The 14825-nt window shown below is 49.0% G+C and carries 14 protein-coding genes; 7 read left to right on the top strand and 7 right to left on the bottom strand.

From position 1 onward, the window contains the following. The first annotated feature begins 21 nt into the window (after window positions 1–21). The 3 genes from H6F88_RS05005 to H6F88_RS04995 all read left to right on the top strand — a co-directional run bounded on the left by H6F88_RS05005 (window position 22) and on the right by H6F88_RS04995 (window position 3089). Window positions 22–1020, top strand: a complete 999-nt coding sequence (locus tag H6F88_RS05005) for a DnaJ C-terminal domain-containing protein (protein ID WP_190641652.1) — start codon at window positions 22–24, stop codon at window positions 1018–1020. A gap of 307 nt (window positions 1021–1327) precedes the next feature. Continuing rightward, window positions 1328–2665, top strand: a complete 1338-nt coding sequence (locus H6F88_RS05000) for an ABC transporter substrate-binding protein (protein ID WP_190641651.1) — start codon at window positions 1328–1330, stop codon at window positions 2663–2665. A gap of 88 nt (window positions 2666–2753) precedes the next feature. Continuing rightward, complete coding sequence (locus tag H6F88_RS04995; protein ID WP_190641650.1) at window positions 2754–3089, top strand: hypothetical protein; 336 nt, start codon at window positions 2754–2756, stop codon at window positions 3087–3089. Window positions 3090–3384: 295 nt separating this feature from the next. Here H6F88_RS04995 and H6F88_RS04990 read toward each other — a convergent pair whose 3' ends face one another. Both H6F88_RS04990 and H6F88_RS04985 read right to left on the bottom strand, forming a co-directional pair. Further along, window positions 3385–3678 carry an NfeD family protein gene (locus H6F88_RS04990; protein WP_190641649.1) on the bottom strand — a complete coding sequence of 98 codons (294 nt, stop codon included), beginning with the start codon at window positions 3676–3678 and terminating at the stop codon, window positions 3385–3387. Window positions 3679–3889: 211 nt separating this feature from the next. Then, window positions 3890–4276, bottom strand: a complete 387-nt coding sequence (locus tag H6F88_RS04985; RefSeq protein ID WP_190641648.1) for a hypothetical protein — start codon at window positions 4274–4276, stop codon at window positions 3890–3892. Window positions 4277–4493: 217 nt separating this feature from the next. On the opposite strand from H6F88_RS04985, the gene H6F88_RS04980 reads away from it, so the two are divergent. Both H6F88_RS04980 and H6F88_RS04975 read left to right on the top strand, forming a co-directional pair. Beyond that, window positions 4494–8036, top strand: a complete 3543-nt coding sequence (locus H6F88_RS04980; RefSeq protein ID WP_190641647.1) for an NB-ARC domain-containing protein — start codon at window positions 4494–4496, stop codon at window positions 8034–8036. Between the two features lie 8 nt (window positions 8037–8044). Then, window positions 8045–9382, top strand: a complete 1338-nt coding sequence (locus H6F88_RS04975; protein WP_190641646.1) for a glycosyltransferase family 1 protein — start codon at window positions 8045–8047, stop codon at window positions 9380–9382. Window positions 9383–9426: 44 nt separating this feature from the next. Here H6F88_RS04975 and H6F88_RS04970 read toward each other — a convergent pair whose 3' ends face one another. Continuing rightward, window positions 9427–9642, bottom strand: a complete 216-nt coding sequence (locus H6F88_RS04970) for a hypothetical protein (protein ID WP_190641645.1) — start codon at window positions 9640–9642, stop codon at window positions 9427–9429. Further along, window positions 9639–9821, bottom strand: coding sequence for a hypothetical protein (locus H6F88_RS34315; protein ID WP_347277263.1), 183 nt, complete (start codon window positions 9819–9821; stop codon window positions 9639–9641). Before H6F88_RS34315 ends, H6F88_RS04970 begins: the two co-directional genes overlap by 4 nt. 201 nt (window positions 9822–10022) lie before the next feature. Here H6F88_RS34315 and H6F88_RS04965 point away from each other — a divergent pair, with 201 nt between their 5' ends. Together H6F88_RS04965 and H6F88_RS04960 are read left to right on the top strand one after the other, a co-directional pair. Beyond that, window positions 10023–10418 (top strand): CU044_2847 family protein, encoded by a 396-nt coding sequence (locus tag H6F88_RS04965; protein ID WP_190641644.1) that lies wholly within the window; start codon window positions 10023–10025, stop codon window positions 10416–10418. A gap of 265 nt (window positions 10419–10683) precedes the next feature. Beyond that, window positions 10684–12093: an amidase gene (locus tag H6F88_RS04960; RefSeq protein WP_190641643.1), complete on the top strand. Its 1410-nt coding sequence runs from the start codon at window positions 10684–10686 to the stop codon at window positions 12091–12093. 68 nt (window positions 12094–12161) lie between these two features. Here the strand turns inward: H6F88_RS04960 and ilvC are convergent, their stop codons facing one another. From ilvC to H6F88_RS04945, 3 genes are all read right to left on the bottom strand, one after another. Next, window positions 12162–13157, bottom strand: coding sequence for a ketol-acid reductoisomerase (ilvC, locus tag H6F88_RS04955; RefSeq protein WP_190641642.1), 996 nt, complete (start codon window positions 13155–13157; stop codon window positions 12162–12164). 151 nt (window positions 13158–13308) lie between these two features. Continuing rightward, window positions 13309–13641, bottom strand: a complete 333-nt coding sequence (locus H6F88_RS04950; RefSeq protein ID WP_190641641.1) for a hypothetical protein — start codon at window positions 13639–13641, stop codon at window positions 13309–13311. A gap of 175 nt (window positions 13642–13816) precedes the next feature. Continuing rightward, entirely contained in the window at window positions 13817–14758 is a 942-nt protein-coding gene (locus H6F88_RS04945; RefSeq protein ID WP_190641640.1) for an SH3 domain-containing protein, read from the bottom strand. Between the last annotated feature and the right edge of the window lie 67 nt (window positions 14759–14825).

Below are 14825 nucleotides of genomic sequence, written 5' to 3'. Positions count from 1 at the left end.
GCCTATGGAGGAAACGGGTTGATGGCTGCGACCGACTTCAAAGACTATTACGCCATTTTGGGAGTAAACAAAACTGCCAGCGCTGACGAAATCAAAAAGGCCTATCGGAAGTTGGCGCGGCAGTATCACCCTGATATGAACCCTGGCGACAAATCTGCAGAAGCCCGCTTTAAAGAAGTCAGTGAAGCGTATGAAGTCTTGTCTGACTCTGACAAGCGGCAAAAATACGACCAGTTTGGACAGTATTGGAAACAGGCTGGCAGTGGTGGCTGGCCGTCCGGCGCTGGAACCGACTTTGGCGGATTTGACTTCAGCCAGTACGGTAGCTTTGACGATTTCATCAACGAATTGCTAGGTCGCTTTGGCGGTGCGCCAGCAGGAGGGGGACGACGCACCTACTCCTACCGTCCGGGCGGCAGTTCCCCGTTCGGTGGCTTTGGTGGCTTTCAGGACGCGTCTGGGTTCGACGACTCAATGTCCGCAGGCACAGATTTAGAATCAACGCTGTCACTTACGCTATCAGAAGCTTTTAGAGGCGTTCAGAAGCGGCTCAACCTGGGCGGTGAAGTCATTGACGTAAGAATTCCACCGGGAGCCAAGCCCAAGAGCCGAATTCGGGTAAAAGGCAAGGGACAGGCTAGCCCCTACACGCAACAGAGAGGCGACCTGTACCTGAATGTGGAAATTCAGTCCCATCCTTTCTTCAAGTTTGAGGGAGATAACCTGGTGTGTGAGGTGCCGATCGCCCCAGATGAGGCTGTTCTAGGAGGCTCGATTGAGGTTCCCACCCCTGACGGCAATGTGACGATGAACATTCCGGCAGGAATCCGCTCTGGACAAACGCTGCGACTGCGCGGCAAAGGCTGGTCGAAGCCAAAAGGCGATTGCGGTGACCAATTGGTACGAATTGTGATCGTCGCCCCACCAGAGCTAAGCGCCACCGAGCGAGAATACTACGAAAAAATTCGCAGCAGCCGTACCTTTGACCCACGCAGCAACCTAAAACGAGTGAGTCTGTAGGAATCGATCCGTGTAGTCGGAGCTATAAGCGAAGAGGAGCGATGAAGGAATTGGTCTGTGCCCCTCTTTGTATCTGTCGGATATCCGTCCTGGTGGATCAGCAACCCTATAAGGGGCAGTACTGTAGCGACAAATAGCTGCAGGTTTAGCATAGGCTTCTTCGCCTGTCACCCTTCATTTGATTACTTTTTCCTCAATATTGTTTTATGATTAGGCTCACTTAGATACAGAAATTTGGAGGAACCTGAGATTTGATCAGGTCATCCATCTGTCATTCCTTTGACAAGTCGAGGAGTAAAATTTTCAGATGAAAAAGTTTGATTTCAAAGGCACTCTTAAGCCTCGTGCAATTAATTTAGCGATCGCCACTTTAACCGTTGGTTTCCTGGCTGCGGCTTGTCAAGAAGCCCCAACCGAATCTGCTGCTGAGGGCGAAGCTCCTGCAACAGAAGAAACCGCTGCTGCTAGCGGAGACGGTCTGAAGCTCGGCGCACTCCTCCCCGCAACGGGCGACCTGTCCTCTATCGGTCAGCCTATGCTAGATGCTCTTCCCCTGATTGTGGAAGAGGTTAACGCATGCGGTGGTGTCAACGATGCAGATGTCACCCTGGTGGTTGAAGATGACCAGACTGACCCAACTGCTGGTGCAGAAGCAATGACCAAACTGGTTGAAGCAGACCAGGTCGGCGCAGTTGTAGGAGCTTTTGCTAGCAGTGTGTCTACCGCAGCAGTCGATATCGCGGCTCGGACTGAGGTGCCAATGGTGTCTCCAGGGAGCACCAGCCCCGTCTTTACCGAGAAAGCAGCAGCAGGCGACTTTAATGGTTTCTGGGCCCGGACTGCTCCACCGGACACCTATCAGGCAGAAGCGCTAGCTCAACTGGCGATCGATGAAGGCTGGCAAAACGTCTCTACTGTTGTGATCAACAACGACTATGGAGTCGGATTTGAGCAAGCCTTTGTCAGAGAATTTGAAGAGCGTGGCGGCACAGTTGTTAACAAAGACAACCCCACCCGGTATGACCCCAAAGCTACCACCTTTGAATCTGAAGCAGCGGCGGCTTTTGGTGGTGAACCGGACGCAGTTGTTGCCGTTCTCTACGCTGAGACGGGTAGCCTCTTGCTCAAATCAGCTTACGAACAGGGCTTGACTGAAGGGGTGCAGATTCTGTTAACTGACGGGGTGCAAACTCCAGAGTTTCCTGAAGCAGTGGGTAAAACTGCTGACGGTAGCTATATTCTGGCAGGAGCGATCGGGACTGTACCTGGTGCAGGCGGCCCTGCTCTAGCAGACTTTACCACTAAGTGGGAAGACGCTAAGGGCGAACCACCCGGAGCATTTGTGCCTCACACTTGGGATGCTGCGGCTTTGCTGATGTTGGCGGCTGAGGCGGCTGGCTCGAACGAGGGAAGCGCGATCGCCGCTGAACTCCGTAATGTGGCAGAAGGCGGCACCGAAGTCACTGACGTTTGCGCTGGGTTAGAAGCACTGCGAAACGGTGAAGACATCAACTACCAGGGCGCTAGCGGCAACGTTGACATTGATGAAAACGGTGACGTGGTCGGCAACTACGATGTCTGGACTGTCACTGATGCAGGTCAAATCGAAGTGATTGACCAGGTGATTTTGGGCGAAGGTGAATAAGAGGCGATCTCCCTTCTGACCCAAAAATCCAAGAATGGCACATCTAACTAAATGTGCCATTTTTTATCTTCTTGTTCCCAGATTCCGCTTGGAAATACTAGTAACCACTGCCCTAACTACCGCTACCACTATCACCACCGCCGCCACCGCAATCACCACCACCCCAACTGCCGCCACCGCTGTCACCGCCCCAGCTACTGCCACCACTGCAGTCACCGCCACTCCAACTGGTGCTGCCGCTGTCACCGCTAGTGCTGCTGTTGCTAGTGCTGTTACTACAATCACTGCTCGTACTGTTGCTGCTGCTCAGGTCATTGGTAGCTTGCATGGTGCTCCAAAAGTCAGCAGAATCAAGGTTCTTTCTCCTCGAAGGATGAGCAAGATGAGCACTGTTGCCTGCCTGACCGCTGTTGCTTCGGCTTGATGCTACAAGGAGCAGAATTATTCCAAGTACTGCTCCTATACCTAACACGAAACCACCGGTCACCTCAGAGGAGAGAGTGGGTTGGGGTTCGTTTGTTATTGGTCTGTTGTTAACAGACAACGTATTCACTGAGTAACTAGAACTTACCGAGTCCGATACAGCAAAAGCCTTTGTTCCTTGGATAGAAGGGGAAGCGGCGATCGCCAAACTTAAACATCCCATGCAAAGTACTTGCGTTGCTTTAAAGCTAATCCGTTTCATGACTAATCTCCGTTTTGGTTGATTGGAAAATGCTTCAGCACGAAATGTCTTGGCGATCGCAAATCGAAATAGATTCAATCAAATCTTCAAGTTCATCCATGCGATAGTTACTCGGTACTACAAGTAGCGTGATTCCTTTACGCCCAATTACCTTGACAAGTTGTCCGGGAAAAATCGCTGTAATGCAATCTGTCGGATAAAGCTGTGCAGCCCAACAGGTGCCAAAACATTCGACCCTTCCAGGGCGATTTTGAGTAATGGTTTGATCAACTTTGCCCTGGGTTGGAGTTGAAAAGATTTCAGGGCGATCGGGTAGAAATAAGTCCATTTGATGCACCTCTCAAACGTTGTGATCCTTTGTGATTGTTGACTTTAAGGAAAGTTCAAGTGCTAATCAAAAAGGCTGACAGCAATATCTTACTGTCAGCCTTTGTAGCTAGTGACTAAACTCTCCTGGCTGAAAAGTTATTCAGTTATAGATTGCAAAACTAGTAGCTGTAACAGCCACTTAGTATTGTTGATACAGAGTAGTTTTCATTTCAACGTCTGTGATCGGTTAGGTAAGAAGCCGTTAGGTAAAGCACAGGAGAGATATTGCTTCTCTTACATTTGGAGAAGTCCAGCTTTGCAGACAAGTAACCTTCAGGTAAAGCCTTAAGCACCTCTCGTCTGAGATGACCGCAGTGATTAACAATGTCGCTGCTAGCATTATCTGTCCAGCTTTCCAAATACTCTCTCAACACGTCGGGCGAACAGCGCATTGAACCGCAGTACGAATAAACGCTGATCTCAATTTCACTAGCACTCAGCTTTTTAACATTTAGTTCAACTTCCCCATTTTTAGAGTGGTGACATAGATAAATGCCATTCTCTAATGATGCAAACAGTGCATCAAGGGAATCAGGAGTACCGGGCTGTAGGTACATCAATATACCTCTACATCAGGTTGTGTCTTAGCCACGCAGCCTCACACCGAATTATCAACTAATTCTAGATGACTTATCAAGTTGATAATATGAGTATAGTGTTGGTAATTTGACTTGTCAATCGGTAGAATTGGATTTATCAAATAGTCAGTTAGGTTCTCCTCGGTCGTAGCTCAAATCAATGGCCCTCTGAGAACCTGTGCAGAGGTGTTCTTGTATGACCGAGTTCCCTGAAGATTTCCTGAATAACATTGCCGTTGCCCACAAAGTATCAAGCGCTGAGCTACTAGCATTACGTCATGCTCTGGCAGGACAGACGGCAGAGGCAAGTGCAAAAACGCTGGGGGTTAGCGCGGTTGCTGTCCGTAAACGGTTGGGTTCGGTCTACAACAAATTTGCGATACCGGGCGGCACACCTGGAAAGTTAGAGGCGCTGCGAAGAATTTTGTTGGAGAAGCAACGCTCTTTTCAGCCGTTGTCTACTGCATTGCCTTCGGGTTTAGAAGATATTCCTAGCGCTCCCATTTTCTTTGGGCGCACAGCTGAGCTACAGACGCTAGAAAGCTGGATTACCGTAGACCACTGCGCTTTAGTGACTGTGTTGGGCATGGGTGGGATTGGAAAAACTACGTTGACCGCAAAGTTAGTAGAGCGATCGCAAGACAAGTTTGAAGGGGTGTTGTGGCGATCGCTGCGTAACACCCCCCTCCTCAAAGATGTCTTATCTGATATCCTGCAAAATTTAGCTCATCTACCCGCAACTAAACTGCCTGGAGATGTAGAAGGAAGACTAGTACAACTCATCGATTGGCTAAACAGCCATCGTTATTTGTTAATCCTGGACAATGTAGAGGCAATTCTGCAACAGGGTGTGCTGGTCGGTTCTTATAAAGATGAGTATGAGGATTATGGTGAGTTATTCACGAGGGTAGGAGTTAGTTCTCATCAAAGCTGCCTGGTGCTGACCAGCCGAGAGAAACCCAAAGAAGTTGCACTATTAGAAGCAGCAGGATCAACGGTGCGATCGCTTCGACTACAAGGGTTACACGCGACAGATGCACAAGCACTACTGCAATCGAGAGGTTTGTCCATTCCAACACATGAGCTAGATGAGTGCAAGAGACTGATCGAACGGTATCGAGGAAACCCATTAGCCTTAAAAATTGTTTCAACCACAATTCAAGAAACCTTTGGTGGCAACATTTCAGATTTTTTAGGACAGGAAGAGGATTCGATCTTTTTAGGAGATATTCGTAGCCTGTTAGATCAGCAGTTTGAGCGCCTTTCTGAGTTAGAGAAAGATGTGATGTACTGGTTCACCATCAATTTGGAACCCGTTTCAGTGGCGGAACTGCGAAGAGACACGGTTTTACCTATTTCTATTGGAGAATTGTCAGAAATTATCGAGTCTTTGAGGCGGCGATCGCTGATTGAGGTTGAGCAACGCTCATCCTTTACACTACAGCCCGTGGTCATGGAATACATGACAGATCAACTAATTGAACAGGTCTGCCAGGAAATTAAGACTGAGAAAATCGATCTGTTTAATCGCTATGCTCTGCTCAAAGCGGAGTCCAAAGACTATGTTAAAGCCTTGCAAATTCGCTCAATTCTTCAACCAATCATCAATCGACTACTTGCCATTTTTGGTGGTGCAGAAGGGGTAGAACAGCAGCTTAAGCGAATTCTTGGGGCTCTACCCAAACAACGAGCGATCACACCAGGATATGCAGGCGGAAATATTATCAACTTACTCTGCCAAATTAAGCAGGTGATTGGTGGTGAGTATGATTTTTCTGATATTGCGGTTTGGCAAGCCGATCTGCGATTTGTTAGCTTACATCATGTCAATTTGGCGGGCGCTGATCTGGCAAAATCTGTTTTTTCTGAAACGTTGAGCAGTATTTTGTCACTCATGTTTAGTCCTGATGGGCAACAGTTAGCCACAGGAGATGTAGATGGAGAAGTTCGGTTGTGGCACATCGCGGACGGTAAACATCATTTAACATGGCAGGGAAAACACAATAGCTGGGTGCGAACTGTAGCCTTTAGCCCGGATGGCACACGTCTCGCCAGCAGTGGCGGTGATCAGGTCATCAAACTGTGGGATGTGAATCAAGGAATTTGCTTGCGTACCTACAAAGTGAAAAACAGTGGTCCGGTGCGATCGCTTGCCTTTAGTGCGGACGGCACCCTACTCGCTAGTGGAGGAGATGACTGTCACGCTAGGCTATGGGATGTCAATACGGGCAAATGTCTCAACACCTTAAAAGGGCATAAAGGCTGGGTGTGGTCAGTTGCATTCAGTGCTGATGGTGTCCTTCTTGCTAGTGGCAGCGAGGATCACAGTGTGCGCGTGTGGGACGTTCGCACCGGACAATGTATTCACACTTTGGAGGGGCATCAAAACTGGATTGCATCCGTTGCCTTTAGCCCAGACGGTATCACGCTTGCCAGTGGTGGTGGAGACTGTTGTGTTCGCCTGTGGGATGTGCGGCTTGGCAAGTGTCTAACCGTGTTTGGGCAGGCAACAGAAAGGCATACCAACTGGGTGTGGTCAGTTGCCTTTAGCCCCGATGGAACGGTGCTGGCTAGCAGTAGTGACGACCACACGATCAAGCTATGGAATGTTGCTGATGGCACTTGTGATGCGACGTTGAAAGGACACACAAATAGGGTTGGGGCGATCGCCTTCAGCTCCAACCACAACGTGCTAGCCAGTGGCAGTGAAGATCAAACGATCCGGCTATGGGAAACAAATACCCGCAAATGCCTCAAAATCCTCAACGGTTACACCAATCGCATCGGAACTGTTGCTTTTAGCCCGCATGGATTTATTCTCGCCAGCGGCAGTGATGACCGCAAAGTGAGAATTTGGGATTGTCGCACTGGCAAAAGTTCTGCCGCCTTAGGCGGGCACACAAACCGGGTAGGAACGGTTGCCTTTAGTCCAGATGGAATGTTGCTTGCCAGTGGCAGTGATGATTGCACTATTCGGATATGGGATGTTCGCACCTGGCAATGTATCAAAATTCTGAAAGCTCATACCAATTGGGTTTCTACAGTTGCTTTTAGCCCAGATGGAATGTTGCTTGTCAGTGGCAGTGATGACTGCACCATTCGGGTATGGGATGTTCGCACCTGGCAATGTATCCCTCCATTGAATACACATACGAGTCGTCTGCGTTCAGTTGCCTTTAGCCCAAATGGTTTGCTCCTCGCCAGTGGCAGTGATGATAAAACTGTCAGACTGTGGGATGTTCGCACTTGGCAATGTGTTAAAACGCTTGAAGATGATAACTGGGTCTGGTCTGTCACTTTTAGCCCTGACAGTCGTATTTTGGCGAGTGGAAATGAGGATTGTACTGCCCGATTATGGAATATTGATTCCGGTGAATACAGTGCTTTAGCAGGACATAGCAGTCCTCTCCGGTCGATAGCATTCAGCCCAGATGGACGCATTTTTGCCAGTGGTAGTGGCGACAAAACAGTTAGGCTTTGGGACACTCAAACGGGCGAATGTCTCAAGATTTTAGAAGGTCATACCAATTGGGTGAAGGCGATCGCCTTTAGCCCCACTGGTGAAACGATCGCTAGCGGCAGTGATGACGAATCCATCATTATTTGGGATGTTAAAACGGGAACACGTCTCACTCTTCTGAGCAGTGAAAAACCCTATCAGGACACGAAAATCACCGGAGCTACGGGCATTACCGACCCGCAAAAAGCCTCATTAAAAGCGCTGGGAGCATTTGAGTAAATAAAATAATGGACAGTGAGATTTACTACTCAAACAGAGTTTGTCAGGCAATTCCCCAATCTTTTGATATAGGATGCGACGCTAATCGTCCAAGTCATTCACGCTCAAGTAGGCAGCGAATTGCGCTAATCTCCGACCACGGTGACCCCGCAGCCGAAATTGGATTTGAAGAAGCAGGCGGTCAAAACGTTTATGTTCGTTATGTTGGAGAAACTCTAGCGAAGCTGGGATGGCAGGTGGATATGTTCACTCGCAAAGTGAAACCAGACGATCCTACTGTTGTTCAGCATTCTGCTCATTGCCGCACCATTCGTCTAGTTGCGGGACCGGAGCGGTTTATTCCTAGAGATGAAATTTTTGAGTATATGCCCCAATTTGTAGAAGCATTTGAGGCATTTGGCCGTCATGAAGGAGTTCACTATCCTCTCATCCACACAAACTACTGGCTTTCTGCCTGGATTGGCTTGCAGTTAAAAGCTCGTCATCCTGTGCGGCTTGTTCACACCTATCACTCATTGGGAGCTGTTAAGTATCAAACGCTGGCTCATCAACCGGCGATCGCCCCCACTCGACTTGCGGTTGAAAAACAAATTCTTGAGCAAGCAGACTGCGTCATTGCAACCAGTCCCCAAGAACAGGAGTATCTTCACACCCTGGTATGTAGTAAGGGAAGAGTAGAAATTATTCCTTATGGAACTGACCTTGAGATTTTCCACACTATCCCTAAAGCCGAAGCCAGAGCCAGATTAGGATTGAACTTAGATGAGCAGATTGTGCTGTATGTAGGACGGTTTGATCCTCGCAAGGGAATCGAAACATTAGTTCGCGCTAGTGTCAAAACTGAGGCATTTGCTGCAGGTCGGTTAAGACTTATCATTGTCGGAGGCAGTTGCCCAGATCAACCCGACGGACAAGAGCGCAACCGAATTGAACGAATTGTTCAAGAAATCGGGCTGAATGAGAGAACTCTATTTGCAGGTCAAGTGAAGCACAACATGTTGCCGTTCTACTATGCAGCGGCTGATGTGTGTGTGGTTCCCAGCCACTACGAGCCGTTTGGGTTAGTCGCGATCGAAGCCATGGCTTGTGGCACCCCTGTCATTGCTTCCGATGTAGGTGGCTTGAAGTCTACAGTACTATCCGAGCAAACGGGCTTACGGGTTCTGCCTCAAGATACAGAAGCTTTTGCAACGGCGATCGATCGCCTCTTAATCAATAAAGTTTGGGCAATACAGCTAGGTGCCTGTGGATCAGCACAAGTTCGCAAACAATTTAGTTGGCATAAAATCGTCAGCCAGCTTAGCGAACTCTATCAACTCCTGCTATCACAACAGATTTCCCAATAGCTGGCATCTTGCGATCGCCGTTGAAGACATATTCTATTGAACTGCTACTGCTCAGTCTTTCTAAGCTTCTCTTCAAAAATGGACTGTACCTCACCCTCAGGATCAGTCAGGTCAAAGGGATAAGGTTGATATGGAGCATTGGGATCACGACGGCTCATCAGTACTTCCAATGCTGCTCTGAATGCCTCTTCATTGTTTCGATGCGCTGAAATAAATTGCTTTAGTTCTGCATTGGTCATTTGATACAGGTCTTGTGTCATAGGACAAAATCCCAATTGCCATCTTCTTTAATTATCAACGTGATCTCGTCAGCTCCCCCAGCTTGAATGTAAATTGTCTTCAATTTCTGGTCGTAACGGAAAACCTGAATAGGCTGGTACAGATTGGATAGCAACTGACAAAGAAAGATTGCTGTATTGGATTGTTGTTGCGTTGGCAAGCTACAACTCCCATAGTTACGCCGAATGTAGCTTACCAGAAGGGCGATCGCCAAAACGAAATAGCTGATGTCGTGATCACAGTTTTGACACAGCTGTTTCGCATGGGCTGAAGTGATGGGTGAAATACCGTGTGATGATTCTGCTCACTACCCTAAGCTTGAATCCGGGAATAATCCAGCTAGCGTTTATCTAAAATTCACATGAGCAGACTTCAGGCAATTCAGGTTGACGAAAACACGGTGATTTATGTAGAGGCAACTGAGGAAGTAGAAACGCCTATCACCGTTCCGCAAGAGACTGAGGGAGAAGTGAGACGAGGGGGCGCAAAGGGAGCATTCTCTAAACCGCCAGAGCAGATGGCACGAAGCTTTCAGGCGATCGAGGGTACGATTCGCACATATACATCACATACGCTAAAGGCGTTTAAAGAGTTGGCGATCGCCGAGGTCAAGAAAGTAACTCTGGAGTTTGGCGTAAACGTCACAGGTGTGGGCGGTGTACCCTACATTGCTTCTGGTACGGCTGGCTGCAACATCAAAATTACGGTGGAGTGTGCCTTCCCAGAACCAAAGTCTGAACTTCCACCTGCACCATAGGCTCAAAGTAATTGGATGGAATGGGGCGATCGCCGTGCTGAGGGAGGAGTGCGGCAAGTACTAAAGCGTTGGGTGGAGCAGAGCGAAACCCAACCTACAGGTCTACTGCCTGTAATTTGGTAGGTTGGGTGAAGCGCAGCGCAACCCAACGTTCTAATTTTGACGTGCTAAAAAGTTCTTTAGCCAATTTCCAATGTGGTAGCTCTTAGCGTCCGAAGTTTACCATTCGCTGATAAAGTCAGCATCAGGACTCGTGGATAGGATTATGAACCCAGTTGATTTAGCATTTGCCCCTGCACTTGAACAGGCTCGATTAATTCGTAAGAAGGAAGTTTCGCCGCTAGAACTGGTGCAGCTTTATCTAGAGCGGATTGAACGGCTAGATTCTCGGATTGGCAGCTATTTCACGGTGATTGCTGATTTGGCGCTAGAGGATGCAAAAGCTAAGACTAAAGCGCTGGCTGAGGCAGACCCAGAGGAAAAATTTCCGCCTTTTTTTGGTGTGCCCACAGCAATTAAAGACCTGAATGCGCTAGCGGGTGTACCCTGTAGCTACGGTAACCCGATGCTCAAGGATCAGATTGCCACCCATGACGCAGCGGTTGTCAGTCGAATGAAGCAAGCCGGATTCATTATTTTGGGCAAAACGGCGGCTTCTGAGGTAGGGTCACTTCCCTATACGGAGCCGGAAGGGTTCCCGCCGACGCGCAACCCCTGGAATTTAGACTACACGCCAGGAGGGTCAAGTGGTGGGGCAGCAGCGGCGATTGCCAGCGGGTTCTGCTCGATTGCTCAAGGCTCTGATGGGGGTGGCTCAATTCGGGGTCCTGCCTCCTGCTGCAACTTGGTAGGCATCAAACCGTCACGCGGTCGAGTTTCTTATGCGCCTGTAGGCGACTGTCAAAGCGGCATTGCTACTAACGGTCCGCTCGCCCGCACTGTCACTGATGCAGCCGCCTTACTGGACGTGATAGCAGGCTATGAAACGGGTGACCCTTACTGGTTGCCGACTCCCAGTTCACTATTCATCGAAACCTCACAGCAGGGACTAGCTCAGCCGCTCAAAGTCGCCTTCAGTACGGGAATTCATCCCATTGGGGAAGCTGATCCGGTGGGACAGCAAGCCGTGTTAGAAACAGCTACTCTCATTCAAGAATTAGGTCATACCGTTGAGCAAGCCTGTCCTGATTGCAGCGATTTGATTGAGCCATTTAGCGTGGTCTGGCGGGCAGGTGTTGCTGCGTCAGGTATTCCTGCTGAAGCGCTTGGTTCATTTAACCGCTGGCTGCTGTCTCACAATGACTCCAGCGGTGACTACTTAAGGGCAGTCTGGGCAATGCAGACGATCGCTCGTCGCATCGTTGCTTTTTTTGAAAACTATGACGTGTTGGTATTGCCTGTTTACCTGCATCCCCCAATCCGCATCGGCGAATTTGCAAGCTTAACTCCTGAAGAAACGCTCCAGCGAATCATTCACTGGATTGCGCCCTGTCCGCCATTCAACGCGACTGGACAGCCTGCGATCGCCATCCCCGCAACCTTCACTCCAGAAGGCTTACCCGTTGGCGTACAAATCGTAGGTCGTCCTGCTGCCGAAGCCACTATCATTGCCCTGGCAGCTCAGATCGAGTCGGTGAATCAGTGGAGTGAGAAACGTCCAGTGTTAGAGGATTAGATTCTGCTTGAAAGGGTTGATTCTAGTGTGATTTGCAGCACGAAAATCAACCCTTTCAATTGGTTTCTCTACACTTTCTTCAGCCAGCTAAACATCGCACGCAAATCCTTACCCACTTCTTCAATGGGGTGTTCAGCTTCGCGGCGACGCATTGCGGTAAAACCAGCTTTGCCAGAGAGATTTTCTAGGACAAACTCGCGGGCAAACTGTCCAGTTTGGATTTCTTTGAGAATTTGACGCATTTCGGCGCGGGTGTCGTCGGTGACGATGCGTGGGCCACGGGTGTAGTCGCCGTATTCAGCGGTGTTGGAGATGCTATCGCGCATTTTGGCTAAGCCGCCTTCAACTACCAGGTCTACGATTAGTTTGACCTCGTGCAGGCATTCAAAATACGCCAGCTCGGGCTGATAGCCAGCTTCAACCAGGGTTTCGAATCCGGCTTTGATGAGGGCACTCAAGCCACCACAGAGCACGACCTGTTCGCCAAAGAGGTCAGTTTCGGTTTCTTCGCGAAAGGTAGTTTCCAGGATTCCGGCGCGGGTGCCACCGACACCTTTCGCGTAGGCCATAGCGCGATCGCGAGCCTGTCCCGTTGCGTCCTGATAGATAGCAAACAGACAGGGAACACCTTCTCCCTGCTCATAGGTACGCCGCACTAAGTGTCCGGGGCCTTTGGGGGCGACCATCACTACATCCACATCAGCGGGAGGCACCACTTGAGCAAAGTGAATGTTAAAGCCATGAGCAAATGCCAGCACTTTACCAGCGGTCAGATGTGGCTCAATTTCTTGCTTATAAACCGTTTTTTGCACTTCGTCGGGCAGCAAGATCATAATGAAATCTGCTGCGGCGGCTGCATCTGCAACTGGTTTGACAGTTAGCCCCTCTGCCTCTGCCTTGGCTGCCGAACGGCTCCCTGCATATAGACCGACGATGACGTTAACGCCGCTGTCTTTGAGGTTGAGGGCGTGAGCGTGACCTTGAGAGCCATAACCAATGATGGCAACAGTTTTTCCAGATAAAAGGTCTAAGTTTGCGTCAGCGTCGTAATACATACGAGCCATAGGGTTATCTCCTTTGCGGCAGGCGTGGTGATTTTATGCAGCCTTTAATCTTACCGCAGATTTTGCACGCATACTCAATCGTTGACCTATCTCATGCTTCTCTAGGTGCTGCTGAGCCTACCTGCAGATGAGAATTGCGGCGACAACTTAGTTACGTCAACTGATTCTTCTGAACCAGTTGTTTGCTGCGCGCTCTGAGCAATTGACTTTTACCAACGTAAAGACGGCTCTTAGCCCGTAAGATTTGGCTGCGGGTTCTCAAGGTTTGATTGTATTTGTTTAGCTGTCTTCTGGTGGACTCTAAAACATAGTCGTCAGCATCTATGCCAGCGGCGATCCACTGTTGGTACTGGGCGATCAACTCTACAGAAACCACAAACCGCAAAAAGTTGTTTCTTGCAGCCTCTTGTTGATCTACTGTCACAAACTGAATCCAAAACCAGAATAACGCTCTGCCGCTCATGCAGTCAGGAATATGAACCATAGCAATTTCTTGGTGTTGCTTTTACATAATTTATTTGCTATGCAGTCATTTCCGTCTAGCTATAGCGATTGATTTTTAAAAAGCAAAAGGAAGATGTGTCTCCTCCTCCATGACCCTATGCTATTAAACTGCGCATTTACACGATAGGACAACAATAAATAAATTTTAGTTAACTTTAATCAACTATTGTTAGCATTTGCAGTTTCAGAACGCCTTCCACTTCAGCAAATGTAACTCGTGTACCGATGGGTTGGTAGGCATTTTGAGTAGAGACGTAGCCGTTCTGCCCGTCCGGCAAAATCACTGGAATCCAGCCAACGGGGTTGTTGAAGCTAAAGATTTCTGCTTGTGACTGGAAAGGAACCGCCTGAAAGGTTTGGCGATCTAACCGCACAATTTCATTTGAAAGGGTTTGAATCACAGGGCTGTTGATATTGGGCTGGGTGCGAACACTTACGTCTTGCCCAATTACAACGACATGTTCTTCGTAAGGAGTGATGCTGGGTTGGTCTAACTCTAGCTGTTCTGCGAGTGCTGCATCAAAAGCAGACAGTGCAATGGGACAGAGCCAGGTTTGGTCAGCTTCCCAAACAGGCTGTAAGTTATTTGCTTCAATTACACAGCCGTCTGAAAGGGCTCGCTCCATGTAAAACCAGAAAGGGTCGGTGGGGCTATCGAGGTTAAAGTTTTCAAATCGAACCAAGTCACCATCGTCTCCAAATAGGGTGTAAGGCGTGATGATACTGCGCATGAAGTCGGCATTGCGATCGCGCACTGCTTGCTGCACCTGGGACAAAAATTGCGAGAACTCAGGAGATTGCTCTGTTTGATCGGTCAGTAGTAGTTGAGTTCCGTTGAGGTCGCTGGGTGCCGTTTCTGAAGGTGTGGCAGCGGGTGTACTGTTGTCTTCGCTCACTTCAACCTGAGCCAAATCTTGTTGCGGGGTTGAGGTGAGTGGAATGGCCCAAGCTATTTGGGTTATTCCCGTTAGCGCGATCGCCCCAGTCAGCAAAATTCTAGTCACACCAGGATGAATCACAGCAGCCTCTTTTTGAGTAAATTCCAGGTTAACGAGCCATTGAGTATTATGCGATCGCCCCCGTCCTTGGTGAATCACCCTTGCTATAGAAAATGAAGCGAAAATTTCAGATTCAGCCGCATTATCAGTTGAGATTACAGGTATA

Source organism: Oculatella sp. FACHB-28 (assembly GCF_014696015.1).
Taxonomy (GTDB): Bacteria; Cyanobacteriota; Cyanobacteriia; order Elainellales; family Elainellaceae; genus JAAUTN01.
Note: the sequence above shows the minus strand (reverse complement) of the source record. Positions and strands in the feature narration are given on the sequence as shown.

Excerpts from the sequence above, each read along its gene's own strand:
- H6F88_RS05005 (WP_190641652.1), top strand. The coding sequence starts at position 22 with ATGGCTGCGACCGACTTCAAAGACTATTACGCCATTTTGGGAGTAAAC.
- H6F88_RS05000 (WP_190641651.1), top strand. The coding sequence starts at position 1,328 with ATGAAAAAGTTTGATTTCAAAGGCACTCTTAAGCCTCGTGCAATTAAT.
- H6F88_RS04990 (WP_190641649.1), bottom strand. The coding sequence starts at position 3,678 with ATGGACTTATTTCTACCCGATCGCCCTGAAATCTTTTCAACTCCAACC.
- H6F88_RS04985 (WP_190641648.1), bottom strand. The coding sequence starts at position 4,276 with ATGTACCTACAGCCCGGTACTCCTGATTCCCTTGATGCACTGTTTGCA.
- H6F88_RS04980 (WP_190641647.1), top strand. The coding sequence starts at position 4,494 with ATGACCGAGTTCCCTGAAGATTTCCTGAATAACATTGCCGTTGCCCAC.
- H6F88_RS04975 (WP_190641646.1), top strand. The coding sequence starts at position 8,045 with ATGGACAGTGAGATTTACTACTCAAACAGAGTTTGTCAGGCAATTCCC.
- H6F88_RS04970 (WP_190641645.1), bottom strand. The coding sequence starts at position 9,642 with ATGACACAAGACCTGTATCAAATGACCAATGCAGAACTAAAGCAATTT.
- H6F88_RS04965 (WP_190641644.1), top strand. The coding sequence starts at position 10,023 with ATGAGCAGACTTCAGGCAATTCAGGTTGACGAAAACACGGTGATTTAT.
- H6F88_RS04960 (WP_190641643.1), top strand. The coding sequence starts at position 10,684 with ATGAACCCAGTTGATTTAGCATTTGCCCCTGCACTTGAACAGGCTCGA.
- ilvC (WP_190641642.1), bottom strand. The coding sequence starts at position 13,157 with ATGGCTCGTATGTATTACGACGCTGACGCAAACTTAGACCTTTTATCT.
- H6F88_RS04950 (WP_190641641.1), bottom strand. The coding sequence starts at position 13,641 with ATGGTTCATATTCCTGACTGCATGAGCGGCAGAGCGTTATTCTGGTTT.